Origin of the sequence: Yoonia vestfoldensis DSM 16212, assembly GCF_000382265.1 — a bacterium.
In the GTDB taxonomy this organism is placed as follows: domain Bacteria; phylum Pseudomonadota; class Alphaproteobacteria; order Rhodobacterales; family Rhodobacteraceae; genus Yoonia; species Yoonia vestfoldensis.
This window is the reverse complement of sequence record NZ_KB907979.1, coordinates 167250-193845: the sequence shown is the minus strand read 5'-3', so window position 1 is coordinate 193845 and position 26596 is coordinate 167250. Positions and strand designations below refer to the sequence as shown.

Genomic DNA, 26596 nt, shown 5'->3' with positions numbered 1-26596 from the left:
AGAGAGGCACCCACCGGGCGGCGGTGCCTCTGCAAAGCCGTCACGCGTCGAGCGCGCGGCAATCCTGTGCCAGCCAGCCGATCTCGATCTGGGTGCCGGGGGTCAGCCGGACCTGATCGGGGGCGTTGCGGGTCTTGATGACGAATTCGTCCGTTCCCGCGACGCGCAGGCGGGTGCGGAAAATGTCACCCATATAGATGAATTCCAGCACTTCGGCCTTGAGCGTATGGGCACCCGGCTGAAGCCGGGTCTTGTCGATCTCGACGCGTTCGGGGCGGATCGACACCTTCGTGCGGTCGCCCACGGCGTTCACGTTGACGGGCATCGCGTCGATGATATCGCCGCTGTCCAGCCGGACGGTGCATCGGTCGGCGCCGATCTCCTGCACCACGCCGGTCAGCGTGTTGTTTTCACCGATGAATTGCGCCACGAAACTGTTGATCGGCTTTTCATACAGCTCGTCCGGCGGGGCAAGCTGCTGGATGCGACCATCGTCGAACACGGCAACCCGGTCGGACATCGTCAGCGCCTCGGTCTGGTCATGGGTCACGTAGACCACGGTGATCCCCAACTCATGGGCAAGGTTGGTGATCTCGAATTGCAGGGTCTCGCGCAATTGCTTGTCCAGTGCGCCTAGCGGTTCGTCCATCAGCACAAGTTCGGGTTCGAACACCAACGCGCGCGCGAGGGCCACACGCTGCTGCTGGCCACCGGACATCTGCGCCGGACGGCGTGCCGCGAAATCGCCCATCTGCACCATGTCGAGCGCGCGTTTCACCTTGGTTTCGCGCTCGGCCTTGCCCATCTTGCGGACTTCGAGCGGAAATGACAGATTTTCCCCGACCGTCATATGCGGGAACAGCGCATAGTTCTGGAACACCATGCCGATCCCGCGCTTGTGCGGAGGAATGTTGTTGACCGATACGCCATCCAGCCGAATGTCGCCGTGCGTGGCCGTCTCGAACCCGGCCAGCATCATGAGGCAAGTTGTCTTGCCCGATCCCGATGGTCCTAGCAGGGTTAGAAATTCACCCTTGGGTATCGTCAGATTAAGATCTTTGACGACCAATACTTCGCCATCATAACTTTTTTGCACGCGTTCAAATGCGACGAAAGCCTCGTCGTTCTTGACTTGTTTCAACCCTAAACCTCCCCGGTTTTGGCTATTTATTTTCCACAACTAAAACGCCGCCGGCCCCGAGATGCAACGTGAAAGGGCACCTTTTCGAGACAAAACTGACATGTTGCGCAACCCGCCCAATCAGCGCAACGATTGTGCGTGATGCTAGCAGCCAGGGCAACAAATGCAATCAATCATATCCAGATAAGAATGAGTTGCATAAGCATAGTGCGCAGAAGAGCGGCGGATGGCGGCAAATCAGCCCGCGCGATGACTTGCGTGCCACCCGCCGGTAACGACCGTGACCCGTCGCTTTTGACGATTGCGTGGTCGGATCAGCCGTGAAACGCTGCGCCGAAACGGACAGGGCGGGCGCGATGGACGAGATATGGGCAGGAGCGTTGGCGGGACTCCGCCTTGTGGTCACGCTGGACCCCGCGCTTGTGGATATCACGCTGCGCAGTTTGCAGGTGACGCTGACAGCCGTTGTCATTGCATCCGCAATCGGGCTGCCCTTGGGGGCCTGGCTTGCGATCCGGCGGTTCCGTTATCGGCGACTGGTGATCGCCACGCTGAACGCGCTGATGGGGCTGCCGCCTGTGGTCGTCGGATTGGTCGTTTATCTGCTGTTGTCGCGTGCAGGCCCTTTCGGCGTGCTGGGCCTACTGTTCACGCCCACGGCGATGATCATCGCGCAGGTCATCATCATCACCCCGCTCATCGCCTCCATCGCGCATCAGGCGATCCGAGAGCTATGGGCCGATTACCACGATCTGCTGATCTCTTTGTCCACCAGCCGCCGCCAGCGCATCGCCACGCTGATCTGGGACGGGCGGCGCGCGCTGCTGACGGCATCCCTGGCAGGGTTCGGCCGCGCGATTGGCGAGGTCGGCGCGATCATGATCGTGGGCGGCAATATCGACAACGCGACCCGCGTGCTGACGACGGCCATCGCGCTGGAAACCGGCAAAGGCGATTTTGCACTGGCGCTGGGGCTGGGGTTCGTGCTGATCGGGCTGGCGCTGGCTGTCAATATCGCGATCCATATGGTCAGCCGCACGGAAAGCGACGGGCGATGGTGACGATCCTGCCTCTGGAATTGAACGGCGTCCGCGTTGCGCGGCGTGGCAAGACCCTGCTGGGTCCGGTGGACCTGGCCATCGCGGGGCGGGGCTGCACCATCATCATGGGGCCGAACGGATCGGGCAAGACGACACTCTTGCGCACGATGCACGGGCTGGAACGGCCCTCGGCGGGGCAGGTGGGCTGGGCGCTGCCCGAACCCGCCACCCGCGCGCGGCAGGCCTTTGTGTTTCAATCGCCAGTCATGCTGCGGCGCACCGTGCGTGACAACCTCGCCTATCCATTGCTGGTGCAGGGCATGGCCAAGGGCAGGGCGCGCGATCTGGCCAGTCAGTGGGCCGAAAAGGTCGGATTGCAGGACCTGTGCGACCAGAACGCGCTGTCGCTTTCGGGCGGGGAAAAGCAGAAACTGGCGCTGGCCCGCGCGCTGATCCGCAACCCAGATATCGTGTTTCTGGACGAACCCTGCGCCAGTCTTGACGGCACCGCCACCCGCGAGATCGAGGCGATCCTGCAAGCGGCCATCGCAGGCGGCACCCGCATCGTCATGGCGACCCATCAGATCGGGCAGGCGCGGCGACTGGCGAGCGATGTCGTTTTCCTTGCACGTGGCCGGATCGTTGAAGCGACTGATCCGCACAGCTTTTTCACCGACCCTCAAACCGCGCAAGCCCGCGCCTTTCTGAACGGAGATATTGTCGAATGATCCGCATCCTGACCCTGTGCCTTGGCCTTCTGGGCACTGCCGCCACTGCCGATACGGTGCGGATGGCTGTCACCACCTCCTTTGAAAACTCCGGGCTGGCCGAGGTGCTTTTGCCCGCGCTGGCCGAAGATACCGGCATCACGGTGCAGATGCTCGTCGTCGGCACTGGCCAGGCCTTGCGTCTGGGCGAGGCGGGCGATGTCGATGCTGTCCTTGTCCATGCGCGTGCCGCTGAAGAGGCGTTCATCGCCGCAGGCCATGCCCCCTACCGGCGCGAGATCATGTACAACGATTTCGTGCTGATCGGCCCGGCAGGTGATCCCGCTGGCACCGCTGCTGCGGCGGAGATCATCGACGCGCTGGACGCGATCGCCACTACCGAGGCGGTTTTCGTCAGCCGTGGCGACGACAGCGGGACGCATCAGCTTGAACTGGCGCTGTGGGACAGGGCGGGCATCACGCCTGAAGGCGCATGGTATCTGTCCACCGGGTCGGGCATGGGGGCTGCGCTGAACACGGCGGCGGGGCTTGATGCCTATATCCTTGCCGACCGCGCCACATGGTTGAATTTCGGCAACAAGGCCGGGCTTGCGCTGCTGTTCGAAGGCGACACCGCCCTGTTCAACCAATATGCCTATCTGCCTGTCACTTTGGCGCAAGACCCCGATCTCGCGCGGCGCGTCGAGGACTGGCTGGTGTCCGACCGCGCGCGCGACCTGATCGACGGCTACCGTGTGGCCGGCGAACAGGTCTTTACCTTCAACGCCACGCCCGAGTGAAAAAGGCCGTTAAGGGGGCTGGCACCGGAGTTCTAAAACGATATAGTTTCCCAAAGTGGAGGAGACATCATGAAGACCATCAAGGGTCCGGGCCTGTTTCTGGCGCAATTCGCCGGTGACGCGGCCCCTTTCAACACCTGGGACGGGATCACGAAATGGGCCGCGGATTGCGGCTATAAAGGCGTGCAGGTGCCAAGCTGGGACGCGCGGTTCATTGATCTGGCGCAGGCGGCGGCGTCCAAGGATTACTGCGACACCTTTCTGGGGCAGGCGGCAGCAAACGGTGTGACCGTCACCGAATTGTCCACCCATCTGCAAGGCCAGCTTGTCGCGGTGAACCCTGCCTATGATGTGGCCTTTGACGGGTTCGCAGCGCCGGAGGTGCGCGGCAACCCCAATGCGCGGCAGGTCTGGGCGGTCGATCAGGTCAAACTGGCGCTGAGCGCGTCGCGCCACATGGGCCTCACCGAAATGGCATCGTTTTCGGGTGCCCTCGCTTGGCCCTATGTCTATCCTTGGCCGCAGCGCCCTGCGGGGCTGGTCGAGGCGGCGTTCGACGAACTGGCCGCGCGCTGGCGGCCCATTCTGGACCATGCCGAGGACTGCGGGGTCGATATATGCTATGAAATCCACCCCGGCGAAGACCTGCACGACGGCGTGACCTTCGAGATGTTTCTGGAACGGGTGAATAACCATCCCCGCGCCAACATGCTGTATGACCCGTCGCATTGCGTGCTGCAATGCCTTGATTACCTTGACAATATCGACATCTACAAAGACCGGATCAAGATGTTCCACGTCAAGGATGCCGAATTCAACCCGACAGGACGTCAGGGCGTCTATGGCGGCTACCAGTCCTGGGTCGACCGCGCGGGGCGGTTCCGCAGCCTTGGCGACGGACAGGTCGATTTCGGGGCGATCTTTTCCAAGATGGCGGCGAATGATTTCGCAGGCTGGGCCGTGGTCGAATGGGAATGCTGTCTCAAGCATCCCGAGGACGGCGCGCGCGAAGGGGCGCAATTCGTCACCGACCATATCATCCGCGTGACCGAACGCGCCTTTGACGATTTCGCGGGCGGCGGTGTGGATGACGCGACCAACCGCAAGATGCTGGGGATCTGACATGACTGACGTGACACCTATCCGGCTTGGCATGGTCGGCGGCGGCAATGACGCCTTTATCGGCGGGGTCCACCGGATCGCATCGCGCATCGACGGGCGGTTCCGGCTGGTGGCGGGGGCGCTGTCGTCCACGCCGGAAAAGGCGCGGGCCTCGGGGGCGGCTTTGGGGCTGGACCCCGCCCGCACCTATGACGATTTCGATGCAATGGCCGCGCGCGAGGCGCGGCTGAAAGACGGGATCGAAGCGGTTGCCATCGTCACCCCCAACAATGTCCATGCGGCGGCGGCAATGGCCTTTCTCAAACGCGGGATCCATGTGATCTGCGACAAGCCGCTGACCTCGACGCTGGCCGATGCGCGCAAGCTGGTCAAGGCCGCCGAACGCAGCAACGCGCTGTTCGTGCTGACGCATAACTACACGGGCTATCCGCTGATGCGGCAAGCGCGCGAGATGGTGGCGCGGGGCGATCTGGGCAAGATCCGCGTGGTGCAGGTCGAATATGCGCAGGACTGGCTGACGCAGGCCACAACGGGCAAACAGGCCGCATGGCGCACCGACCCCGCGCAATCGGGGGCGGGCGGGTCCACGGGCGATATCGGCACCCATGCGTTCAATCTGGCGAGCTTTGTGACCGGGCTGGAACTGGAAAGCCTGTCGGCGGATCTGCAGGCCTTTGTCGGCGGGCGGCAATTGGATGACAACGCCCATGTGATGATGCGCTTTGTCGGTGGCGCGCGGGGCATGCTGTGGTGTTCGCAAGTGGCCCCCGGCAATGAAAACGCGTTGCGTCTGCGGGTTTACGGCGACAAGGGCGGGATCGACTGGGAACAGGAAAATCCCAACCAGATGTGGTTCACACCCTACGGCGAACCAAAACGCCTGCTGACGCGCGGCGGGGCGGGCAGCACGGCGGATGCGGCGCGCGTGACGCGCATTCCGGGCGGGCACCCCGAAGGATACCTCGAAGCCTTTGCCACGATCTATAACGAGGCGGCAGAGGCGATTGTCGCGCATCGTCCCGGCAAAAAGACCCCCGAGGCGGTGGTCTATCCGACCATCAGCGACGGGCTGAAGGGGATGCAGTTCGTCGATGCCTGCGTGCGGTCATCCGCGCGCAATGCGGGCTGGGTCAAGTTCTAGAAGACCCCTTGCCGGGGGCTGCCTGCGTCTGCGACGCAGTTGCGGCCTCCGGCGGGGATATTTTGGCTCGGAAGATGATGACAGATCAGCGCGCGATGCGGCGCGCGATATCCTCGGCCAAGGTCAGCACAGCGGCTGACTGGGCGGCGCTGATGCTGCCAAGGCTCTGGTCGGCCAGCGGCGTGCGGATATCGAATCGGTGCGCGGTGTTGCGGAAGTCGATCCCGTCGCCACCCACGAAATACTGGCCCGACAGCCTGAATGTGCCATCGGCAGCTGCGATCATCTGCGCCACGCGGATGTCGATGGCCACATCGGGCAGATCGATGAACGGCCATGGCTCTGGCCCCACGTCGGCGCCGGTGATGCCGCCAAGGGTCGTGGCGATGGCCAGCGTCATGGCGCGCTGCGGATCATCCGCCCAGAGAATGTCGCCGGAGGTCGTGATCAGCCCGTCCGCGCTTTGCAGCGGGATTTCCTCGACCGCGGCATAGGTTGGAAGGGACACGGTGCGCACCACAGCACTGCGCACTGCAGGTTGCAGTTGCAGGGTCGATGCGGCAGGTGTCAGCGCTAGCCTGTCAGGTTGCGCGCTGCAGGCGGCAAGGCCCAACGCGGCCATGATCATTAATGTCTTGTGCATCTTTACCGTCCTGTAATCAGTGAATTGGGGTTGCGCTGGATCGCACGGGCCAGGGCCGACACGGCAGTCGCTGCCGCCTGAATTTCGCGCAAGGTCGCCAGCGTTTCGGCGTTGAAGCGCGATCTTTCGCTATAGCTTGCCACGACTGCTTCGGATTGGCTGACAAGACGGCCTGCCTGCGCCGACAGGGCGGGCAGGGTGCTGACCGCATCCTCGACCGCGCGTGCTGCGGCATTGGCCGAGGCCAGCAAGGTGTTCACGTTCTCGACCGCGCCGCCTGCGCGCAGCTCGGCCATCACGGCGCGCAATTCCTCCAGCGCGCCATTCAGGCTGCCGGGCAGGGCGCGGGTATCCTCGGAGGCAACAAAGGCGTCGATGGCGTCAAGCGTGCTGGCGGCGGATGTCACCAGCGCGTCCAGTTCCAGCTGGTTGGCGCGCACCGTCAGCGTTTCGATCTCGGCGGTGATGCGCGGCAGGTTGCGCGTCGCTTGCTCGATGTTGACAAGCGCGCTGGACGCCACCTCCAGCACATTGTCCAGCGACGTGACCAGATCGGCGTCGTTCGCACGGGCCACGATGGCGTCGATTTCGACGATCACGCTGCGCAATTCCGCAGGCACCGCTTGCAGTTCCTCGGACCCGACAAGCCCGCGCGCCTCGTCCAAGAGCGCGATGACGGAGGACGGCACGGCACGGGTATCCTCGCTGTCGACCAGCCGTTCGATGCTGTCCATCATGTCGATGGCGCCGTTCATCAATTCCTCGACAGGAAGCGCGTTGATCCGCGCGAGCACCCCTTCGGCGGTGGCGGCCACATCGGAGATGTCGGAATCCGTCGTCGGGATGACCGGATAGCGCCCCGATGTGCGCGCCATGATCGCGGGCAGCGCATCTTCGATCTGGGCCAGTTCCACGAACAGTGACCCCGACAGGATGTTGCCGGTCACCATGCGCGCCCGCAGCCCGCGTTCAACAAAATCCGACAAAAGCGTCATGGCCGCATCCGCCGTCGCATCTGCCCCAAGGCCAAGGCGCGATGGCTGGATATCCAGCACGGCCTGCAGCCGCACCTCGGCCAAGTCGCCTTCGCCGACCACGATGGCGCTGATTTCGCTGACTTCGCCGATGCGGATGCCTTGAAACCGGACGTCCGCGCCACGCACCAGCCCTGTCACGGATTCTTCGAATAGGACGGCGACGCGCAGCACCTCTGCCGATGGATCGACGAAGAGACTGTCGCGGGCGACCTGTTCGGACGGGAAGATGGTAAAGGATTGCCCGTCCGTCACCGGATCGCCACCCGAGACGATCGTGTCGAATTCAACACCTCCCTCAATCAGCGAGGCCAGCGAATTGACGTTGAGCGCGACCCCGCCCGCGCCGAAACTGACGCTGAACCCCGAAATGTCCCAGAACCTCGTGCTGCTTGTGATCCGGCGGTCGTAGGGTGCTTCGATGAAGGCCGAGACGACGACGCCGCTGCCGTCGAAATTCAGCTGCGGTTTTTCGAGATAACCGACCTCGAGCCCCTTGTGCAGCACGGGTGCCCCTGCCGCGATGGACCCTGCATTGTCACTTTGTAGCTGGATGATGGTGCCGCGCTGGCTTGCGCGGGTGAGGACAGGGCGGTCGAGGCCGGTGAAATTGGTCTGCGCCACATCGGCGGTTGTGTTCCAGTTGCCTTCGATAAAGGGACCAGACAGCACGGTATCAAGCCCGCTGATGCCGCGCACCGACACGTCGGGCCGCACGACCCAGAATTGTGCATCCGCATCAAGATAGGGCGCGATATCCTGATCGATCCGCGCATGTACAAGGATCGTGCCGAGCCCTTCGTCGAATTCCACGGCTTCGACCAGCCCGACGCGAATGTCGCGATAGCGGATTTCGGTGGTGCCGGCCTGCACGCCGGACGCATTGTCGAACGTGATGGTGATCCGCACGCCCCGGTCGCTATAGGTCTGCCATGCCGCGCCCAGCGACACCGCCAGCGCGATGATCGGCACGACCCAGACCAGCGACAGCCTTTGCAGCAAGGGTGTCTTGGCTGGTCGAATATGCATCGGCGCGGGGCCGGGTGGGGGTGTGTCAGTCATGGATTGTCCTGTCCGCGTCCCAGATCAGCCGCGGATCAAAAGATTGCGCGGCCAGCATGGTGAAAATGACCGATAGCGCAAAGCTGACAGCGGCGATACCGGGGTTGATGGTGGCGATGGCCGAAAGCTGGACCAGCGCCGAAAGGATGGCCACGACGAATACGTCGATCATTGACCAGCGGCCAATGAATTCGACCACGTCATAGGCCTTGTGCCGGCCGTGCCGGTTGCGCCCCGACCCGCGCTGCACAGAGACAGCAAGATAGATGATCGCGGCGAACTTGCCCACCGGGATCAGGACCGAAGCGGCGAAGACCACCAGCGCGATCCCGATTGCGCCGTAGTCCACAAGTTCGATCACACCGCCGATGATGGTGCTTTCGCTGCGATCCGTCAGGGTCGAGGTCAGCAGCATCGGATAGAGATTGGCGGGCACATAGGCGATCATGCCAGCCACCAGCCAGGCCCAGACCTTTTGCAGGCTCTGGCTGTCACGGCTTTGCAACGTGCTGTCGCAGCGTTTGCAGCGCAGCGTGTCCAGTTGATGGACCTGTCCGCAGTTCCGGCAGGCCACAAGACCTGCCGCGCGTGCCGACATCAGGCCCGTGCTTTGTCCAGTGCTTCCCAAATCGAATACCTGCAAATCAGTTGATCCTTGAGGATCGTGATAACGACAACACCGGCAAACGCCCAGAAGGCGGGGCCGATGGTCACGGCGGCCATGCCCGCGACCTTGATCAGCGCCACGGTGACGCCGACGATGAAAATCTCCGCCATGCTCCATGGCCGCAACCGTTCGGCAAGGCCGAAGGCCGCGCGCGCGCCGGGCCGGGCCTTGCGGCCTGCCACCAGCGGCCCCAGCGCATAGATCAGCGCGCCAAGCCGCATCAGCGGCAGCACGACGATGAAAAACCCGACCGCGATGGCCAGCGGAAAGGCCAGCCCGTTGCGGAACGCAAGGATCGCGTCAATCACCGAGGTCGCGTTGCGCACGCCGCCCGCATCCAGCGCCAGAAACGGAAAGCTGATTGCGGCGATCATCAGCACGAAGGCCGTCAGCGCCAGCGAGATGATCCGCGCGACGGCTGTCTTTTGCGTCGACATGAGGACATGCCCGCAGCGTTGGCAGCCGGCGCGGGTGCCCTCGGGCAGGTCTGCCGCCAGATGGAGCGTGTCGCATTGCGGACAGGCGACCAGATCGTCCAATGGTGGAAAATCAACTTTCAACTCGGTCTCCGATACTGCGGGGCATTGCCTTCGCCCGGCGAACCGGGTGATCGTACCACGTCGGTTGCGGGTATCCGCAACCCCTGCCGAAATCAACTCACCAACCCGAGAGCATCATGACCGATACCCTGTTTCCGCCCCGCCCCGCCCCTGTCGTTCCCGTCACCGGTGCGGCGGGTTTCCCCGTGGGGCGCATCTTTTGCGTCGGGCGGAATTATGCGGCCCATGCCGCCGAAATGGGCCACGAGGTCGACCGCGAGGCACCGTTTTATTTCACGAAATCCGCCCATGCCGTGCTGCTTTCGGGCCAGGACATGCCCTATCCGCCACGTACAAACGACCTGCATCACGAGATGGAACTGGTCGTGGCTATCCGGGCTGAAGCGCGCGACATCGCCATTGCCGATGCGCTGGACATCGTGGTGGGCTATGCCTGCGGGCTCGACATGACCCGCCGCGACCTGCAGGCGCAGGCCAAGGACAAGCGCCGCCCCTGGGACACCGGCAAGGATTTCGACCATGCCGCGATCATCGCGCCGATCACCCCAGCAGCGGATGTAGCCGACCTTGCCAGCCTGCCCATCACGCTGGCCGTCAATGGCGAGATCCGGCAAAGCGCGCTGTTGTCCGACATGGTCTGGTCGGTGCCCGAGATTATCGCGGATCTGTCCACGCTTTACACGCTGATGCCCGGCGATCTGATCATGACGGGCACGCCTGCGGGTGTGGGCGCCGTGGTGCGCGGTGATCTGATGGAAGGGCGGATCGGCGATCTGGCCCCTGTCACAGCCCGCGTGGTGTGACGTCACAGCCCTTGCGCTGCAGCGGGGCTTGACGCAAAGCTGCGGCGAGTTTTTCAGGGAGGCTCTCATGACCATCACCCGCCGTCTTTTCGCTGGCCTTGTCGCCGCCGCCATCGGCTCTGCCGCCAGCGCGCAGGAGGTCACTTTGCGCCTGCACCAGTTCCTGCCCGCGCAGGCCAATGTGCCCGCCAATATCCTTGATGTCTGGGCCGACAAGGTCGAGGCCGACAGCAATGGGCGCATCCGGATCGACCGTTTCCCGTCGATGCAACTGGGCGGTACACCGCCGCAACTGATCGATCAGGTGATCGACGGTGTCGCCGATATCGTCTGGACGCTGCCGGGCTATACGCCGGGCCGTTTCCCGAAGCTTGAAGTGTTCGAACTGCCCTTCATTTCGCCGGATGCCGAGGCGACATCGCGTGCGTTTTGGGAACTGGCCGAGGAACGGATGATGGACAGCGATTTCGCCGCGTTCAAACCCTTGGGCCTATGGGTGCACGGCCCCGGCGTCATCCACGCCAACCGTCCCGTGACACAGATTGCCGACCTCGAAGGGCTGAAACTGCGCGGCCCAACCCGCGTGATCACCAACCTGCTGACCGATCTGGGGGCAACCGCCATCGGCATGCCGGTGCCTGCCGTGCCCGAGGCCTTGTCGCGCGGCGTGATCGACGGTGCTGTGATCCCTTGGGAAGTCGCCCCGTCGATCCGCGTGCAGGAACTGGTCACCAACCACACCGAATTTGAGGGCGAGGCGCTCTATGCCGCGACCTTCATACTGGCAATGAATACCAGCAGTTACAACGCCTTGCCAGATGATCTGAAAGCCGTGATCGACGCGAATTCCGGTCTGGAATTCTCTGCCTTTGCCGGACGCACCCAGCAGGCGGGCGATGCCGCTGCCCGCGCGCTGGCCGAACAGGCCGGAAACACCATCATCACCCTGACGCCTGATCAGGTTGCCCCCTGGCGCGCCGCCGCCGCCGCCACGACCGCCGCCTGGATTGGCGAGGCTGACGCCGCAGGGATCGACGGCACCGGGCTTTATGCTGCGGCCACGGCCTTGATTGCCAAGCACGCAGCCACCGACTAGACAGCGCGGGCGCACCAACCCGAGGAATCCCGTGTTCCATCTGCTGATCACCCGCCTTGCCCAAGGCACGGCACTTCTGGGCGGGGTCGTCCTGATCGCGCTGGTCTGCCTTGTCTGCGCCAGCATCTTCGGGCGCGAAATCGGCGCGCTGGCGACGGCGGCGGGGTTCGGTGATCTGGTGCGCGGGGCAGGTCTTGGCCCCGTCACAGGCGACTATGAACTGGTCGAGGCGGGCATGGCCTTTGCCGTGTTCAGCTTTTTGCCGCTGACGCAACTGACGCAGTCCCATGCGCGGGTCGATATCTTTACCGCAGGGCTTGGACCCCGCGCCAATGCGGCGCTGGAGGCTTTCTGGTCGGTGGTGATGGCGCTGGTGATCCTGCTGATCACATGGCGGTTGTTCGCGGGGATGCAGGATAAACTGCGCTATGGCGAAACCACCTTTCTGTTGCAGTTTCCGGTCTGGTGGGGCTATGCGGCCTGTCTTGCCGCCGCCTGTGTCGCCTGTATCGTCAGCCTCTATTGCGCGGCCCTCAGCCTCACCGGAAAGCGCACGGGATGAGCGATCTTGCCCTCGGCTTTCTGTCCTTCCCCGTCCTGCTTGGGCTGATCTTTCTGCGCGCGCCGATTGGCCTTGCCATGCTCATCTGCGGGATCGGCGGCCTGTGGCTGGCCACCGACGGGACCACCGTATTCATGGCGCGGCTGAAATCAGAGACCTATTCCACCTTTTCCAGCTACAGCCTGTCGATCATTCCGCTGTTCCTGCTGATGGGGCAATTCGCCACCCATTCGGGCATGTCGCAGGCCTTGTTCCGTGCGGCGGGCGCGTTTCTCGGCCACCGCAAAGGCGGCATGGCCATGGCAGCAGTGGGTGCCTGCGCAGGGTTCGGCGCGATCTGCGGATCGTCGCTGGCCACTGCCGCAACGATGGGCAAGGTGGCACTGCCCGAGTTGCGTCGCTCGGGCTATGCGGGCGGGTTCGCCACTGCGACGCTGGCGGCGGGCGGCACGCTGGGCATCCTGATCCCGCCTTCGGTGATCCTTGTGATCTATGCGATCCTGACCGAACAGAACATCGCCAAGCTTTTCGCAGCCGCGATCATCCCCGGCCTGCTGGCCGCCTTGGGATATATGGTGACCATTGCGCTCTACGTGCGGCTTTACCCCGATCAGGCGGGTACGCAAGACCGCCTGCCGATGCGCGACCGCTTGCAGGCCTTGCTGCCGGTCTGGCCGGTACTGTTGGTTTTCGGGCTGGTTGTGGGCGGCATTTACAACGGCTGGTTCACCCCCACCGAAGGGGCTGCCGTGGGCGCGGCAGGCACCGGGCTGATCGCGCTGGCCGCGGGCAAGCTTGGCTGGGGGGCGCTGCGTGACAGCGTGATGCAGACCGCAACCGGCACAGGCATGATCTTTTTCATCGTGCTGGGGGCGGCCTTTTACAACGGGTTTCTTGCGCTGACGCAGGTGCCACAGGAACTCTCAACCTGGGTCGCGGGGCAGGGGTTCAGCCCGATGGCGATCATGGTGATGATCCTGATCTTCTACCTGATCCTTGGCTGCCTGATGGACAGCCTGTCGATGATCCTGCTGACGGTGCCGATCTTCTGGCCGGTGATCTCGACCCTCGATTTCGGGATGACGCCTGACGAGCTTGCGATCTGGTTCGGCATCCTTGTGCTGATCGTGGTCGAGGTCGGGTTGATCACGCCGCCCGTGGGGATGAATCTCTTCATCATCAACAGCATGGACCGCGCCACAAAGATCACCGCGACCTACCGCGCCGTGCTGTTCTTCGTCGCTTCCGACATCATCCGCGTGGTGATCCTGCTCATGTTCCCGATCATCACGCTGATCCTGATCTAGCCCATCTTCCGAGCCCAAATATCCCCGCCGGAGGCCTGAAAGCTTTTCAGGTCCTCACATCCGGCGCTGTGCGTCCCGTCCGCGCCGCAATCTCCGCGACAGCATCGACCGCCGCCGCCAGAGGGGCCAGCACGTCACCTGCGTCCTGATGCAGGTCCCCATCCGTCACCAGTTGTTCAAGATAGACGCGCAAGGTCGCCCCGCTGGTGCCCGTGCCCGACAGGCGCAGAACGGCCCGCGCCCCGCCTTCGAAAAACAGCCGCAGGCCTTGGCTGGAACTCACGCTGCCATCGACAGGATCGGCATAGGCGAAATCATCCGCTTTTGTCACGGTCAGCCCCGCAAAGCCTTGCCCCGGCAAGCTTTCCAAACGCTCGCGCAGATCGCTCATCAGCGACGCGGCGACAGCGCTGTCCACGTCTTCATAGTCATGGCGTGAATAATAGTTGCGCCCATAAGTCCGCCAATGCGTGGCCATCAGCGCCGCTACCGATTGTCCCGACACGGCAATGATGTTCAGCCACATCAGTACCGCCCACAACCCGTCTTTTTCGCGGATATGGTCCGATCCGGTGCCGGCACTTTCCTCGCCACACAGCGTGATGCGGCCAGCATCCAGCAGGTTGCCGAAGAATTTCCAACCCGTCGGCGTCTCAAAACAGGCGATGCCTTTGGCCGCCGCCACGCGGTCCACCGCGGCCGAGGTCGGCATCGACCGCGCCACCCCCGCCAAGCCGCGGGCATAGCCTTTCGCCAGATGCGCGCGGTCCGCGATCAGCGCCAGACTGTCAGAGGGCGTCACATAGCAGCCGCGCCCGACAATCATGTTGCGGTCGCCGTCGCCATCGCTGGCTGCGCCGAAATCGGGCGCGTCGGGGCCCATCATCAGCCCCATCAGATCCGCCGCCCAGACGGGGTTCGGGTCGGGATGGCCGCCACCGAAATCTGGCAGAGGGGTTCCGTTCATCACACTGTCGGGACTGGCCCCGCAGCGGTCGACCAGCAGTGCGCGTGCATAGGGTCCGGTCACGGCATGCATCGCATCGAACCGCAGGGTGAACCCGCCCGCGACCAGGGCGGCGATGGCGTCGAGGTCGAACAATTCCTCCATCAGCGCTAGATAATCGTCGACGGGGTCGATCACGCGGACCTGGATCGCACCGATCGTCACCTCGCCCAAGGCGTCCAGCGTGATATCCGCGCTGTCGGCCATCCGGATGCGGGTGATCTTTTCGCTGGCCGCGACGATGGCCGCCGTCATGGTTTCGGTCGCAGGCCCGCCATTGGCCATGTTGTATTTCAGGCCGAAATCGGCGTCGATGCCGCCGGGATTGTGGCTCGCGGACAGGATGAACCCGCCATCCGCGCCGGTCTTGCGGATCAGATGCGAGGCGGCGGGTGTGGACAAGACCCCGCCTTGCCCCACGATCACGCGGCCCGCGCCATTGCCCGCCAGAATGCGCAGGATGATCTGGATCGCTTCGGCGTTGAAATACCGCCCGTCGCCGCCCAGCACATAGGTCTTGCCCTGCGCCCCTCCGGTGCCGTCAATGATCGCCTGCACGTAGTTTTCCAGAAACAACGGCGCCATATACTCGCGCGTCTTGCGGCGCAGGCCGGACGTGCCTGCCTTTTGGCCCGCAATCGGGGCGGTGGGAATATCATGGATCAGCATAGGATACCTCTTGGCGGTAGGTCAGGCGCGCGCGGGCTGACCGTCAAAAGTGAAATCGCAGGGCAAAGCCTTTGCGATGACGCGCTGCGCATTGGGAATGTCGTTGCCTTCGGCGCGGCGGGTGGCGACCGCGCGCGACAGGTTCTGGCTCAGCCAACGCTGAATCAGGCGCGCGCGCAGCTCCGGCATTGGGACGTCCAACCGCACTGAAACGTCCCAAAGGGCGGCCAGTTCCGACCAAGGCGCTTCGTCGAACATCAGATAATTGCCCTCTGCGATGACAACGCGGGCATCGGCGGGAATCGCTATTGCCGCAGCAATGGACAGGTCGCGCGTGCGGTCAAAGGTCGGGGCGAACACCTCTTCGCCGGCCTTGATCGCCTTGATCAGACGGATGAACCCATGGGCATCGAATGTTTCAGGCGCCCCTTTGCGCGGCAAAAGAGTGCGCGCCTCAAGCACTGCATTGTCCAGATGAAACCCGTCCATCGGGACGACGACGCTTCTGCGCCCGCGCGCATTCAGCCTGCGCGCCAGTTCACCGGCAAAGGTCGACTTGCCCGATCCCGGCGCGCCGGCGATCGCCACGATCACGCGCGGCGCGTCCAATTCGAGCAGGTGGTCGGCAAGATCTAAGACGTGACGTGTCAGCATGGTCAGAGCGATGCCTGTCGTTTCTTCGTTCATTTTCAGGCAGCCTAACGCGGTTGTCGCTGCAGTGCGACCTGTTTCTTCAAAACGCCACCAAGGGCTGTTTGATCCAGATCAAGGCCCGCGCCTCCCGATCCCTACATATATTCAAATATCTTTATATTGAAATGTGTTTGCGTGCCGGATGGCGCAGCAAGGCCAAGGGAGGGATCGAGTTGGAAAACGAACCGCAATTCACCGCGTCACGCCGCGCGTTCATGGGGCTTTTCGCCGGGGGCCTCGCGACCGCCGCCGCGGTGCAGCCTGCGCGTGCCGCCATGGTGCAGACGCAGGCGCGCATCGTCATCATCGGGGCGGGGGCTGCGGGCACCGCGCTTGCCAACCGGCTCGTCGACCGGCTGGAGGGCGCGCAGGTCACGATCCTCGACCCAAGGGCAGAACACTGGTATCAGCCTGGCCTGTCGCTGGTTGCCGCCGGCCTGAAGCCTGCCTCCTACACCCAGTCAATGACGACCGACTGGTTGCCGCGCGGTGTGACCCTAGTTACCGCCGCCGCTGCTGCCATCGACCCGATCACCAAGACGGTGGATACCACCACGGGCGAAACGCTGGCCTATGATTTCCTGATCGTGGCCCCCGGTCTGGTGTTGGATCACGACGCAATTGAAGGTTTCTCGCTGGATATGGTCGGCGAAAACGGGATCGGCGCGCTTTATGCGGGGCCGGAATATGCCGCCAAGACGTGGCAGGCCGTATCGCGTTTCGTCGACGAAGGTGGCATCGGTCTGGGCACACGCCCCGCGACCGAGATGAAATGTGCCGGTGCGCCCCTCAAACACGCCTTTCTGGTCGAGGATATCGCGACCCGCACCGCAGGGCCCGGCAAGCATGAAATGCATTACGTGGCCAACAACCAATCGCTGTTCGGTGTGCCCATCGTCGCGGAAAAGCTGCGGATGTTGTTTGGCGAGCGGGGAATCACCGCGCATTACAACCACGTGCTGCGCGCCATTGATCCGGGCCGCAAGCTGGCGACCTTCACAACGCCCGACGGCGACGCCGAACTGCCCTATGATTATCTGCACGTCATCCCGCCGCAGCGCGCGCCTGATGTGATCCGGCAATCGGGGCTAAGCTGGGCCGACAAATGGACCGATCAGGGCTGGGTCGAATGCGACATGCAGACCCTGCGCCACCTCCGCTATCCTGACATCTTCGCGCTGGGCGATGTCGCGGGTGTGCCCAAGGGCAAGACGGCGGCATCTGTCAAATGGCAGGTTCCCGTGGTCGAGGATCATCTGGTCGCCGCGATTCAGGGACAGCAAGGAACGGCAAGTTACACCGGCTATACCTCTTGCCCGCTGATCACCCGTGTCGGGCGCGCCATGCTGATCGAGTTTGATTACAACAACAATCTGGTGCCGTCTTTCCCCGGCCTGATCGCCCCTCTCGAGGAATTGTGGATCAGCTGGCTGATGAAGGAAGTCGCCTTGAAAGCCACCTATAACGCCATGTTGCGTGGCCGCGCGTAAGGGAGAGAGCAAATGGAAGAACTGACATTCGGCACCATGATCGCCGTTTTCGAGGAAATGTTCGGGCGCGGCCTGTTCTGGGCGCTGGTCATCGCGGCGGTCGTGGTCACGGCGCTTTATCTCTATGTGCTGATCCGCGACCGCGCGCTGTCGATGCGCAAGTTTCTGGTGGCGCAGATCGCGATGCCCTTTGGTGCTGTTGCGGCAATCTGGTTCGTGCTGGCGATCACCAGTTCGCATCTGCGCGACCTTGGCGGGCCGGTCGACCTGATCGTCCTGCTCGGCATCGCCGCGCTGGGCGCCGTGGGCGCGGCAATCCTTGTATATACCGCGCAATCGTTGTTCCGGCGCAAGCAACCGACCTAGGCTGTGATGGCGGGCCGCGCCTTGGAGAAGTCGCAGGTTTTGCGCCTTAAATCAGGCTGTCCTTGACGAGAGCCTGTAACGCGGGGCTATTGTTCCAACTCTGGAGCACTCTGTCGCAGGCAAGCACATCGCAAATGATCACCAGACTTGTCCCGGAGCGGCGTGGCGCCACGGTCGCAGCACTTGGAACGGCGCAGACTGTCAGCTGGGCGTCGAGCTATTACATCCCAGCCGTGCTGGCGGTGCCGATGGCGGACAGTTTCGGGCTGTCGCCGGTCTGGGTGTTTGGCGCGTTTTCGATGGCATTGGTGGTATCGGCCATCGTCGGCCCTTAGGCAGGCGCACGGATCGACGGCAAAGGCGGGCGCGGGGTGCTAATGCTGTCGAACGTGGTTTTTGCGTTGGGCCTGTGCCTGCTTGCGGCCGCACCCGTGCCTGCGATGCTGTATCTTGGCTGGGCGGTCATCGGTTTCGGCATGGGGATCGGGCTCTACGAGGCGGGTTTCGCCACGCTGGCGGGCATCTATGGCAAGGATGCACGTGCGCCGATCACAGGCATCACGCTGATCGCAGGGTTCGCAAGCACGGTAGGCTGGCCTTTGTCGGGCCTGATGCTGGCGACCTGGGGCTGGCGCGAAGCCTGTCTTGGCTGGGCATTGATCCATCTGGTGATCGCGCTGCCGTTGAACGCCTGGTTGCCCCGCGGCAGCGAAGCCTTGCCCAAACCCGCAATACCCGACCTTGTCGGACCGCCGCCATCACGCCGCGCGCTGTGGCTTTTGGCCTTTGTCTTTGCCGCGACATGGTTCAATTCGACCGCGATGGCCGCCCATCTGCCCGGGCTGTTGCAGGCCGCAGGTGCAAGCACAGCGACGGCCATCGCTGCCGGCGCGCTGATCGGTCCTGCGCAGGTCGCGGCGCGCCTGCTCGAATTCAGCCTGTTGCGGCGGTTTCACCCGCTCGTTTCGACCCGGCTTGCGGCGGCGGCACATCCCGTCGCGGCGGTCGCCCTGATCGGCGTGGGCGGGCCTGCCGCTTATGTCTTTGCGCTGCTGCATGGTGCGGGCAACGGGATCATGACCATCGCCAAAGGCACGCTGCCGCTGTCGCTGTTTGGTGCTGACGGTTATGGTCAACGCCTTGGCTGGCTGAACGCGCCCGCGCGGATCAGTCAGGCGGCTGCCCCGCTGATCTTTGGCGCGGCCCTGACGGGCTGGGGCGTCAATGCCGTTTGGCTGACGGGCGGGATCGGTCTGGCCGCGCTGCTGGCGCTGGTCCTGCTCAAGCGCCGCTGAACGTGACTTGACCTTTGGGCGTGCGGCCCTGATACCTCGGTGATGTCGCGAACGGCAAGGAAAGAGGCGTTTTTGATGACTATCGACCCGCGCAAGAGCGTCCCCGCGCAACTGGCCCTGGCATTGCAGACGCATGCAGACCGCGTTGCGATCACTGATGCGGACCTGTCCCTGACCTATGGTCAACTGGCCGATTGCATCGGTCGGCTGGGTGCGCATCTTCCGGACGGGGCGGTCGCGGTTTTCGGCAAACCCTCTGCCGTGTTCGGCGCGGCGGTCACGGCCTGCGTCGTGATGGGGCGGCCTTTTGTCCACCTTGATCCCGCGATGCCGCATGACGTGCTGCGCAATATCCTGATGGAACTGGATATCGATGTGGTTCTGCTGGCCGAACCCGCCGGACCCGGCCAGTTGCCGGACCAATGCCACCGTGTCGATGTGGGGCAGGTCATTGCGGGCTTCGCCGATGCGCCGTCGGCGCCTGTGCGCGCGGGCATCGTCGCCCCGGACGACATCATCTATCTGGTCGCCACATCCGGTACGACGGGCAAGCCAAAATGCATCCCCGTCACGCAGGACGCGGCCTATCTGTCCTACATGTGGCGCGACGCCTATACACCTTATGGCCCCGATCAGACCGTCGGGGTCTACATCTTTGCGATCTGGGAAATGTTCCGGCCGCTGCGCGACGGTGCCCGCCTGTGTTTCCCGCGTTTTTCGGAACTGATGAACCCGGAGGCGCTTTTGGCGTTCCTGATCCGGTATCAGGTCACGGAAATGCTTTTCACGCCGTCGGCCTTTGACAAGACGCTGCAAGGCTGGACATCGGACGCAACGGCCGGTCTGGCCTTGCGGCGCGTGATCCTGAACGGCGAGGTGGTCAGCGACGAGCTGATCGGAGCGGCAAAAGATAAACTTCCCGATGCAACAATCTGGAATCTCTACAGTATATGCGAAACGCATGATATCTGCATGACGCAGGTTTCGGGCCAGACCGGTCCATTGCAGCGCGGCGCTGTCGGCAAGGCGATGCCCTATTTGCGGGCTGTCGTGCTTGACGATCACGACCAGCCATGCCCGCCCGGCACCCCCGGCCTGCTGCATTTCGAAGGGCCAAGGATGCTTGGTCCCGGCTATGTCAACCGGCCCGAAGAAACAGCGCTGCGGTTCCGCGAACTGACCATCGACGGGCGCGCGACCCGGCTTTATGACACCGGCGATCAGGGCTACGTGACCGCGGATCACACCATCCATGTGATGGGCCGCGTCGCGCATATGCTCAAGCTGCGGGGGCATTCCGTCCAGACCCGGGAATTGACGGAATCGCTGCGCGGATTCATGCAGTTTGCCTCGGCGGTGCCTTGGGTGCAGGATGTTGCAGGGCAGGGGAAGGCGCTGGTGTTCTATTACTGCGCCGATGCCGATCAGGTCGCCGCAAACCAAAGCAAATGGGGCGTCGGTGCAGGGCAGGCGCGGATGCCGGGCGGCATGGCGCGTGCCTTGCGTGCGGAATTGCCAGCCTATTGCGTCCCGAGTTTTCTGGTCCGGCTGGATGTGATGCCGTTGAACCCCGTGTCCGCGAAATACGATTACAAGGCGCTGCCCCCGGTCACGGTGACGACCGCCGTCGACACCTGCGACACGACCGTCTTGCCGACCGTGGCACAGGCCGCGTTGGTGATGGGCTGCGCGGCCAGCTCGCTGGATGCGGCACAGTCGTTTCACGACCAGGGCGGCGATTCGCTGATGGCCGTCACCCTTCTTCTGGCGCTGGAAGACGTCTATGGCCGGCCCGTCGATTTCGATTTCGCGTTGAATGTGCCGTTAGGCCGTTTGCATGACCTGCTGTCCGAAGCCGCCCCTGCGTCACAGGCACAGGGCCGGTTTGACCGCCCGGGTATCCTGCTGACCGGGGCGACCGGATTTCTGGGTAGCCGCGTTCTGGCCGCCGCCGCGCGGGTGTTGCCACAGGACGAAGTGATCTATTGCCTGATCCGGCCCAAGCGGCGCAATCCGCTGGACCGTCTCCACGCGATCGCCGCAGACCACGGGGTCGACCCCGCAAGGCTGGTGCTGGTGCCTGCCGGGATCGACGATGTCCGCTTTGGCTTGACCGAGGCCGATCATGCGGCGCTGGCCGCATCGGTCAGGCAGGTGATCCATTGCGCCGCAATGGTCAATCTGGCGGTGGACCGTGACCATATGGAAAGCTGGTCAAGGGCCGGTATCGCCAATGTCCTGCAATTCTGTGCCGATGCCGGGGCTGATCTGCGGTTCTCGTCTTCTTCCGCGGTTTTTCCCGATCAGGGTGGGCGCTATCCCGAAGGGCCGACCACATTTTACCCGCAGTCTTCGGGCTATGGCGCGGCCAAGATCGCCGCCGAGACGCAGATTGCCGCCTCTGGTGTGCGGTCGGCCATCGTGCGGCTGCCGTCGCTCTATGACCTGAGCGCGCCAAACCCGAACGACATCTATGAAATCATCATGGCCGCCTGCGCGCGAATGGGGGCGGTGCCCGAGGGGCTGACTTTTCGGATGATCGCCGTCGATGCAGCGGCGCGTTTTCTGGCAGAGCTCGCCCCCCCTGCGGGCGTGCAATATTACAATCTGACGCCCGATATCTATGCAACGCCGCCGCAGGACACCAAGACGCTGCCGGTGTTGACTTGGCTGCGCGACGCACCTTTGTCGGAAGCCGAGCGCGCCTTGATCGCCAGCGACCTGTCCGTCCTGCACGCCACCGCGACACTGACCCATGATGCCGCACGCAGGATGTGGGAAGAGGTCATCGGCAGACCATTCGCCGCCCTGTCAGACCCCGCCGCACTGATGGCATCGCGGTTCGCGCATGCGCCGCTTTACCAAAGCGACCCGGCGTTGACCTGAATATCCTCCATCGTGATCGCGCGGCCTGCATCGCTGACGAGGAACGCAATCAGGCCGGCGATTTCAGCGGGCTGGACCAACGCGCCTTGCGGGTTCGATGCTTCGTATTTCGCACGCACCACGGCACGCTCGGCACCGGTATCGGCAATTTCCTGATCGATGAATTGCTTGAGCATCTCGGTCTCGACCCAGGTCGGGCTGATGCTGACGCAGGTCACGCCATATGCCGCACCTTCAAGGCTGACGCAGCGCCCAAGCCCGAGAAGCCCCGCCTTTGACGCGCAATAGGCGGCGTTATTGGCCATGCCCTGATGCGCCGCGACCGAGGCAAGGTTAACGATCCGCCCCCAGCCACGCGCCTTCATTGCGGGCATCACGGCGCGGATCATCTTGAACGTGCCGGTCAGGTTGGTGTCGATGGTGGCATCCCACATCGCGTCCGGATGATCGATGACGGCGGATTCTTCATAGACGCCGGCGGTGTTGATCAGGATATCGACCGGCCCATGCGCCGCGACCACCGATGCGACGAAGGCGTTCACGCTGTCGGTCGAGCGCACATCAAGTGCCGCGACCATCACAGGGGCACCAAGCGCCGCGTGCAGCGCTGCGACGGCCGCCGGATCGTCGCCGCGCCGCGCGCCGATGCAGACGGTAATTCCTTCTGCGTGAAGTCTGCGCGCGGTCGCCAGCCCCATGCCCGACAACCCGCCCGTGATGATGGCTATTTTCGTCATTCTGCTTTCGCCTGTCCTGCCCGTGGTTCGGCACCGTTATGCGCTGATCAGACCATGACATTCAACCAAGGCGGGCGGTTTGGCTCCGCTAAACTTTGCGCGCCGCCAGTATCTGGTCAAGACTGCCCTCGATACAGGCGGCCAGGGCATGCACCCTTGCCGCAACCTCGCGCCCCAGCGGCGTCAGGTCGTAATCGACATGCGGCGGCACCACGGGATGCGCGGTCCGGCGGACAAAGCCGTCATCCTCCAGCAGGCGCAGCGATTGCGCCAGCATTCGTTCGGACACGCCGCCGATCCGGCGACGCAGCGCGCTGAACCGCAAGGTGCCGTCCTGCAAGGCGATCAGGACCAGCACACCCCAGCGGCTGGTCACATGGTTCAGCACCGCGCGTGACGGACAACGGTCGTTCAGGACATCGGGGATCAGGTCATGCGCCATGTTTTTTATACTTACGAAAATGTGTGTGCTTCCGTTTCGTGCGTATCGCGTTATCTGTGCCCCGTCAACAGCAACCAACGGAGCGTTTCATGACCATCGCCATCACCGGTGCCACCGGCCAACTGGGCCGTCTGGCCATTGCCCATCTCAAGACCCTGACCGATCCTGCACAGATCATCGCACTTGTCCGCGATCCGGCCAAGGCGTCGGATCTTGGCGTTGCGGCCCGCATCTTTGACTATACCGCGCCAGAAACGATGCCCCCAGCGCTGCAAGGCGTCGATGTGCTGGTGCTGATTTCATCAAGCGATTTCGATGACCGCACAGGCCAGCACCGCAATGTGATTACAGCGGCCAAGGCGGCGGGTGTGGGCCGGATCGTCTATACCTCGATCCAGCAGGCGGATCGGTCGCCCATGCTGATCGCGACGGATCACCGCGCGACCGAAGCCGTGATCAAAGAGGCTGGCCTGATCGCCACGATCCTGCGCAACGGCTGGTATACCGAGAACTGGACCAGCACACTTGCCGGTGCGATCAGCGCGGGGGCGATGATCGGGGCTGCGCGTGATGCCCGCTTTACCCCCGCGACCCGCGCCGATTACGCGCAGGCGCTGGCGGTGGTCGCGGCGGATGACAGGCATGCGGGGCAGGTCTATGAACTGGGCGGTGATACGGCGATCACGCTGTCCGATATCGCCGCCGAACTGTCGCGCCAGACCGGCAAGGACATTCCCTACACCGATCTGCCCGCCGATGTGTATCAGGGCATTCTGGAAAGCTTTGGCTTGCCCGCCGGTTTTGCTGCTGTGCTTGTCGATGTCGACCAGCACGCCGGCGAAGGCTGGCTGGCCGATGAGTCCGGTGCGCTGCGTCAGCTGATCGGCAGGCCGACCACGCCGCTGACAGAGGCGGTGCGCGCGGCCTTGGCCTAAGCTGCGGTCCGGGTGAATACCGCCATCTGGCTGGCGCCCCCCAAGGTCGGATGCGCGCCTGCGATGTCGTGAAACGCAGGCGTGTATCCCGCCGCCTTGGCTGCGCGCGTACACCAGGCGCGAAACCGCGCGCGATCCCATTCGAAACGGTGGTCAGGGTGCCGCATCCGGTGGGCAGGCACGCCGAGCAGCGGATTGAATTCCGCATTGGGTGTCGTGATGATGATCGTTTGGGGGCGCAACACAACGAACAAGGCGCGTTCCAGGCGCGACAATTGGTCGGGCGCGATATGTTCGATCGTCTCCAGCAGGACGGCACAATCATACCCGGCCAGATCGCCCGTGGGGTCTGTCATCGACGCATGGCGCACGTCCACCTTTCCCGCGCGAACCTGCATCCGCTGCAACCGTGCCCGCAGCCGATCCAGAGAGGCGGTGCAGATATCAAGGCCGACGATCTCTGTCAGGGTTGGCATCGCGGCCAGCCTGACAAAAAGATCGCCGTCGCCGCAGCCCAGATCCAGCACCCGCGCCGCTTTGCTGGCGATGACGGCAGCGCGGACGGCCTCGAGGCGGTCTTCGTGCAGCCAGCTTGTCATGCCGCAGGCACCGGACGGCGACAATCATGCGGTCGGGCGATCACGAAACTGGGGGCGGGGGGATCATCAATTCCGCCCGCACGCCGTCGGCTGCAAAGTCGCGCGCAAAGCTGCCACCGAACATGGCGGCGGCGCGGTCAATGATCATCGTGCCGGAGCCGCTGCCGGTGGGCGGCACAACAACCGGGCCGCCTGTTTCCAGCCAGATCAGGCGGATGCCGTCATCCTGCGGTTCCCAGTGCACGCTGATCGCGCCATCGGGCGCGGACAGGCTGCCGTATTTGACCGCATTCGTGACCAGTTCGTGCAGCACAAGGCCGACGCCCAGCGTCGCATTCGACGATAATTCGACCTCCGGACCGGCAATATCGATCCGCGTGCTGTCGTTGCGGTAGGGCGCCAGCGAGGCCTGCACCAGATCGACGATCTGCGCCTTGTTGCGGACCTTGGCATCGACAAGCACCAGATGGCAGCGCGCCAACGCCTCGAGTCTGGCGGGAAAATCGTCCCGGAAATCCTCGATCGTGTCGCTGGACCGCAGCATCAGCCGGGTCAGCGCGAGAATGGTCGCGAAGGCATTGCGCACCCGGTGGCTCAATTCCTGCATCGTGACGTCTTTTTGTTCGATCGCCATCGCAAGGTCGCGTGTCCGGTCGCGTACATCGTTTTCCAACATCGTCGCATAGGCCTGATTGCGCGCGCGTGAACGGTACAAAAGCCACAAGATCACCATGCTGGCCATTCCGACGACAAGGGCGAAGGCGGTGATCCACATCATCTGCGCCAGCCAGCGTGCCTCCATCGCGGCGCGCGAAACGCCAACGACGATCCGGCTGCCATAAAGGGGCGCATCGCTCCAGAAAAACATCCGTTCCTTGCCATCGACGCCCGATTCCACATTCAGTACGTCCGCCGATGGGATGGTATAGGCACGGTCGTTCGACCAGTTCTTGGGCCAGTCGGCAGCGCCCGGCGGCATCTGGTCGTCCAATTGCTCGGGTGGCAAGGCAGGTTCGCGGATCAGGGCCTGTCCTTCGGGACCGATCCACCACAGCGACGCGTCAAAGCCGATTTCGACTTGCTGAAAGGTCCGGCTGATCGTGGCTGGATCAAGCGATATCTGGATAAAGCCTCGCATCGTGCCATCGGCCTGCGACAGGCGGCGGCTGGTATTGATCAGCAACGCCTCGGCGGGGTATTGGGTGTCGATCAGATTGCCGATGAACAGCCTGTCGGGATCATCGCGGACCGTGGTGAAATACGCGCGGTCCCCTGCATTCAGTCGGGGGGCGGGAAACTCGCGGGTGGTCAGGACCGCATTGCCCGCAGCGTCGCCGACCCAGATCGAAACGATGGCGGTGCTGCGGCTGATCAATTGCACGAGGTCGTCATATGTGGCGCGGTCGACCCCAAAGGGATCCGCATCGCCGACGATCCGTTCCGCGTGGTCGCGTATCAGATCGGCGTTCAGCAGCAACTGGTCCGATTGCCCCGCCAACAGCCGCGATACCGTGGTGGCGGTTGATTGGACGACGTCCATCGTGCCGTCCCATTCGCGTTTGCCGATCACGGCCACAACCGACCCGATCACGAGCCAGATCAGCAATCCGGCAAATACGACGATCCTGATTTCGCGTTTGAATGTCGGCGGTTGACGGGTGGACAGGCCATCTGCCGCCAGACGTCCGTCCGTATGCTCGATCGCCATCCGCCGCTACCTATCCTGCTCGCGATTAAGATGTCAGGATAGGCTATAACAACCTTTCGGTGTCAATCCCTTGGCAAAGGTGACG

The 26596-nt window shown here is 63.5% G+C and carries 26 protein-coding genes; 15 read left to right on the top strand and 11 right to left on the bottom strand.

The window, feature by feature from the left end:
* Positions 1-40: 40 nt before the first annotated feature.
* Positions 41-1141, bottom strand: a complete 1101-nt coding sequence (locus H147_RS0109145) for an ABC transporter ATP-binding protein (RefSeq protein WP_019955060.1) — start codon at positions 1139-1141, stop codon at positions 41-43.
* A gap of 356 nt (positions 1142-1497) precedes the next feature.
* Between H147_RS0109145 and H147_RS0109140 the strand changes: the two genes are divergently transcribed.
* The 5 genes from H147_RS0109140 (at position 1498) to H147_RS0109120 (ending at position 5951) form a co-directional block, all read left to right on the top strand.
* A complete protein-coding gene (locus H147_RS0109140; RefSeq protein WP_026352399.1) occupies positions 1498-2202 on the top strand; it encodes an ABC transporter permease in 705 nt (234 codons plus the stop codon).
* Positions 2196-2909: an ATP-binding cassette domain-containing protein gene (locus tag H147_RS0109135; RefSeq protein WP_019955058.1), complete on the top strand. Its 714-nt coding sequence runs from the start codon at positions 2196-2198 to the stop codon at positions 2907-2909. The genes H147_RS0109140 and H147_RS0109135 overlap by 7 nt, the downstream gene beginning before the upstream one ends.
* A complete protein-coding gene (locus H147_RS0109130) occupies positions 2906-3688 on the top strand; it encodes an ABC transporter substrate-binding protein (RefSeq protein WP_019955057.1) in 783 nt (260 codons plus the stop codon). The genes H147_RS0109135 and H147_RS0109130 overlap by 4 nt, the downstream gene beginning before the upstream one ends.
* A gap of 69 nt (positions 3689-3757) precedes the next feature.
* Positions 3758-4810 carry a sugar phosphate isomerase/epimerase family protein gene (locus H147_RS0109125; RefSeq protein ID WP_019955056.1) on the top strand — a complete coding sequence of 351 codons (1053 nt, stop codon included), beginning with the start codon at positions 3758-3760 and terminating at the stop codon, positions 4808-4810.
* A gap of 1 nt (position 4811) precedes the next feature.
* Entirely contained in the window at positions 4812-5951 is a 1140-nt protein-coding gene (locus H147_RS0109120; RefSeq protein WP_019955055.1) for a Gfo/Idh/MocA family protein, read from the top strand.
* Positions 5952-6036: 85 nt separating this feature from the next.
* Here H147_RS0109120 and H147_RS0109115 read toward each other — a convergent pair whose 3' ends face one another.
* Genes H147_RS0109115 through H147_RS0109100 form a run of 4 tightly spaced genes read right to left on the bottom strand, consistent with a single transcriptional unit; the run spans position 6037 to position 9917 of the window.
* Entirely contained in the window at positions 6037-6594 is a 558-nt protein-coding gene (locus tag H147_RS0109115) for a PqiC family protein (RefSeq protein ID WP_026352397.1), read from the bottom strand.
* A gap of 2 nt (positions 6595-6596) precedes the next feature.
* The gene (locus tag H147_RS0109110) at positions 6597-8690 is read right to left on the bottom strand and encodes a PqiB family protein (protein WP_110570945.1); all 2094 of its coding nucleotides are present in this window, start codon (positions 8688-8690) and stop codon (positions 6597-6599) included.
* Positions 8683-9288 carry a paraquat-inducible protein A gene (locus tag H147_RS0109105; protein ID WP_019955052.1) on the bottom strand — a complete coding sequence of 202 codons (606 nt, stop codon included), beginning with the start codon at positions 9286-9288 and terminating at the stop codon, positions 8683-8685. The genes H147_RS0109110 and H147_RS0109105 overlap by 8 nt, the downstream gene beginning before the upstream one ends.
* On the bottom strand, positions 9288-9917 hold the full coding sequence (locus tag H147_RS0109100) for a paraquat-inducible protein A (RefSeq protein WP_110570944.1): 630 nt from the start codon (positions 9915-9917) through the stop codon (positions 9288-9290). Before H147_RS0109100 ends, H147_RS0109105 begins: the two co-directional genes overlap by 1 nt.
* A gap of 116 nt (positions 9918-10033) precedes the next feature.
* Here H147_RS0109100 and H147_RS0109095 point away from each other — a divergent pair, with 116 nt between their 5' ends.
* From H147_RS0109095 to H147_RS0109080, 4 genes are all read left to right on the top strand, one after another.
* Complete coding sequence (locus H147_RS0109095; RefSeq protein WP_019955050.1) at positions 10034-10720, top strand: fumarylacetoacetate hydrolase family protein; 687 nt, start codon at positions 10034-10036, stop codon at positions 10718-10720.
* 67 nt (positions 10721-10787) lie between these two features.
* Positions 10788-11816: a TRAP transporter substrate-binding protein gene (locus tag H147_RS0109090; protein WP_019955049.1), complete on the top strand. Its 1029-nt coding sequence runs from the start codon at positions 10788-10790 to the stop codon at positions 11814-11816.
* A 31-nt stretch (positions 11817-11847) separates the two neighbouring features.
* A complete protein-coding gene (locus H147_RS0109085; RefSeq protein WP_019955048.1) occupies positions 11848-12378 on the top strand; it encodes a TRAP transporter small permease in 531 nt (176 codons plus the stop codon).
* Positions 12375-13685 (top strand): TRAP transporter large permease, encoded by a 1311-nt coding sequence (locus H147_RS0109080; protein ID WP_019955047.1) that lies wholly within the window; start codon positions 12375-12377, stop codon positions 13683-13685. The genes H147_RS0109085 and H147_RS0109080 overlap by 4 nt, the downstream gene beginning before the upstream one ends.
* Before the next feature lie 46 nt (positions 13686-13731).
* Here the strand turns inward: H147_RS0109080 and H147_RS0109075 are convergent, their stop codons facing one another.
* Both H147_RS0109075 and H147_RS20810 read right to left on the bottom strand, forming a co-directional pair.
* Positions 13732-15360, bottom strand: coding sequence for an alpha-D-glucose phosphate-specific phosphoglucomutase (locus H147_RS0109075; RefSeq protein ID WP_019955046.1), 1629 nt, complete (start codon positions 15358-15360; stop codon positions 13732-13734).
* Between the two features lie 21 nt (positions 15361-15381).
* Positions 15382-16047 (bottom strand): nucleoside/nucleotide kinase family protein, encoded by a 666-nt coding sequence (locus H147_RS20810; RefSeq protein ID WP_019955045.1) that lies wholly within the window; start codon positions 16045-16047, stop codon positions 15382-15384.
* Between the two features lie 131 nt (positions 16048-16178).
* Between H147_RS20810 and H147_RS0109065 the strand changes: the two genes are divergently transcribed.
* The 5 genes from H147_RS0109065 (at position 16179) to H147_RS0109050 (ending at position 22090) form a co-directional block, all read left to right on the top strand.
* The gene (locus H147_RS0109065; protein ID WP_110570949.1) at positions 16179-17543 is read left to right on the top strand and encodes an NAD(P)/FAD-dependent oxidoreductase; all 1365 of its coding nucleotides are present in this window, start codon (positions 16179-16181) and stop codon (positions 17541-17543) included.
* A 12-nt stretch (positions 17544-17555) separates the two neighbouring features.
* Positions 17556-17909, top strand: a complete 354-nt coding sequence (locus H147_RS0109060) for a DUF5368 domain-containing protein (RefSeq protein ID WP_019955043.1) — start codon at positions 17556-17558, stop codon at positions 17907-17909.
* 134 nt (positions 17910-18043) lie between these two features.
* Positions 18044-18244 (top strand): hypothetical protein, encoded by a 201-nt coding sequence (locus H147_RS21350; RefSeq protein ID WP_245541125.1) that lies wholly within the window; start codon positions 18044-18046, stop codon positions 18242-18244.
* Between the two features lie 42 nt (positions 18245-18286).
* A complete protein-coding gene (locus H147_RS19570) occupies positions 18287-19204 on the top strand; it encodes an MFS transporter (RefSeq protein ID WP_019955041.1) in 918 nt (305 codons plus the stop codon).
* Between the two features lie 75 nt (positions 19205-19279).
* Positions 19280-22090, top strand: coding sequence for an AMP-binding protein (locus H147_RS0109050; RefSeq protein ID WP_019955040.1), 2811 nt, complete (start codon positions 19280-19282; stop codon positions 22088-22090).
* On the opposite strand, the gene H147_RS0109045 is transcribed toward H147_RS0109050, so the two are convergent.
* Positions 22063-22827, bottom strand: a complete 765-nt coding sequence (locus H147_RS0109045) for an SDR family NAD(P)-dependent oxidoreductase (protein ID WP_026352393.1) — start codon at positions 22825-22827, stop codon at positions 22063-22065. The two genes, H147_RS0109050 and H147_RS0109045, sit on opposite strands and share 28 nt — an antisense overlap.
* Before the next feature lie 88 nt (positions 22828-22915).
* Positions 22916-23269 carry a winged helix-turn-helix transcriptional regulator gene (locus H147_RS0109040; protein WP_019955037.1) on the bottom strand — a complete coding sequence of 118 codons (354 nt, stop codon included), beginning with the start codon at positions 23267-23269 and terminating at the stop codon, positions 22916-22918.
* 89 nt (positions 23270-23358) lie between these two features.
* Here H147_RS0109040 and H147_RS0109035 point away from each other — a divergent pair, with 89 nt between their 5' ends.
* The gene (locus H147_RS0109035) at positions 23359-24204 is read left to right on the top strand and encodes an SDR family oxidoreductase (protein WP_019955036.1); all 846 of its coding nucleotides are present in this window, start codon (positions 23359-23361) and stop codon (positions 24202-24204) included.
* On the opposite strand, the gene H147_RS0109030 is transcribed toward H147_RS0109035, so the two are convergent.
* Positions 24201-24803: a methyltransferase domain-containing protein gene (locus tag H147_RS0109030; RefSeq protein WP_019955035.1), complete on the bottom strand. Its 603-nt coding sequence runs from the start codon at positions 24801-24803 to the stop codon at positions 24201-24203. The genes H147_RS0109035 and H147_RS0109030 overlap by 4 nt on opposite strands.
* Positions 24804-24843: 40 nt before the next feature.
* Complete coding sequence (locus H147_RS20330; protein WP_019955034.1) at positions 24844-26511, bottom strand: HWE histidine kinase domain-containing protein; 1668 nt, start codon at positions 26509-26511, stop codon at positions 24844-24846.
* Positions 26512-26596: the final 85 nt, after the last annotated feature.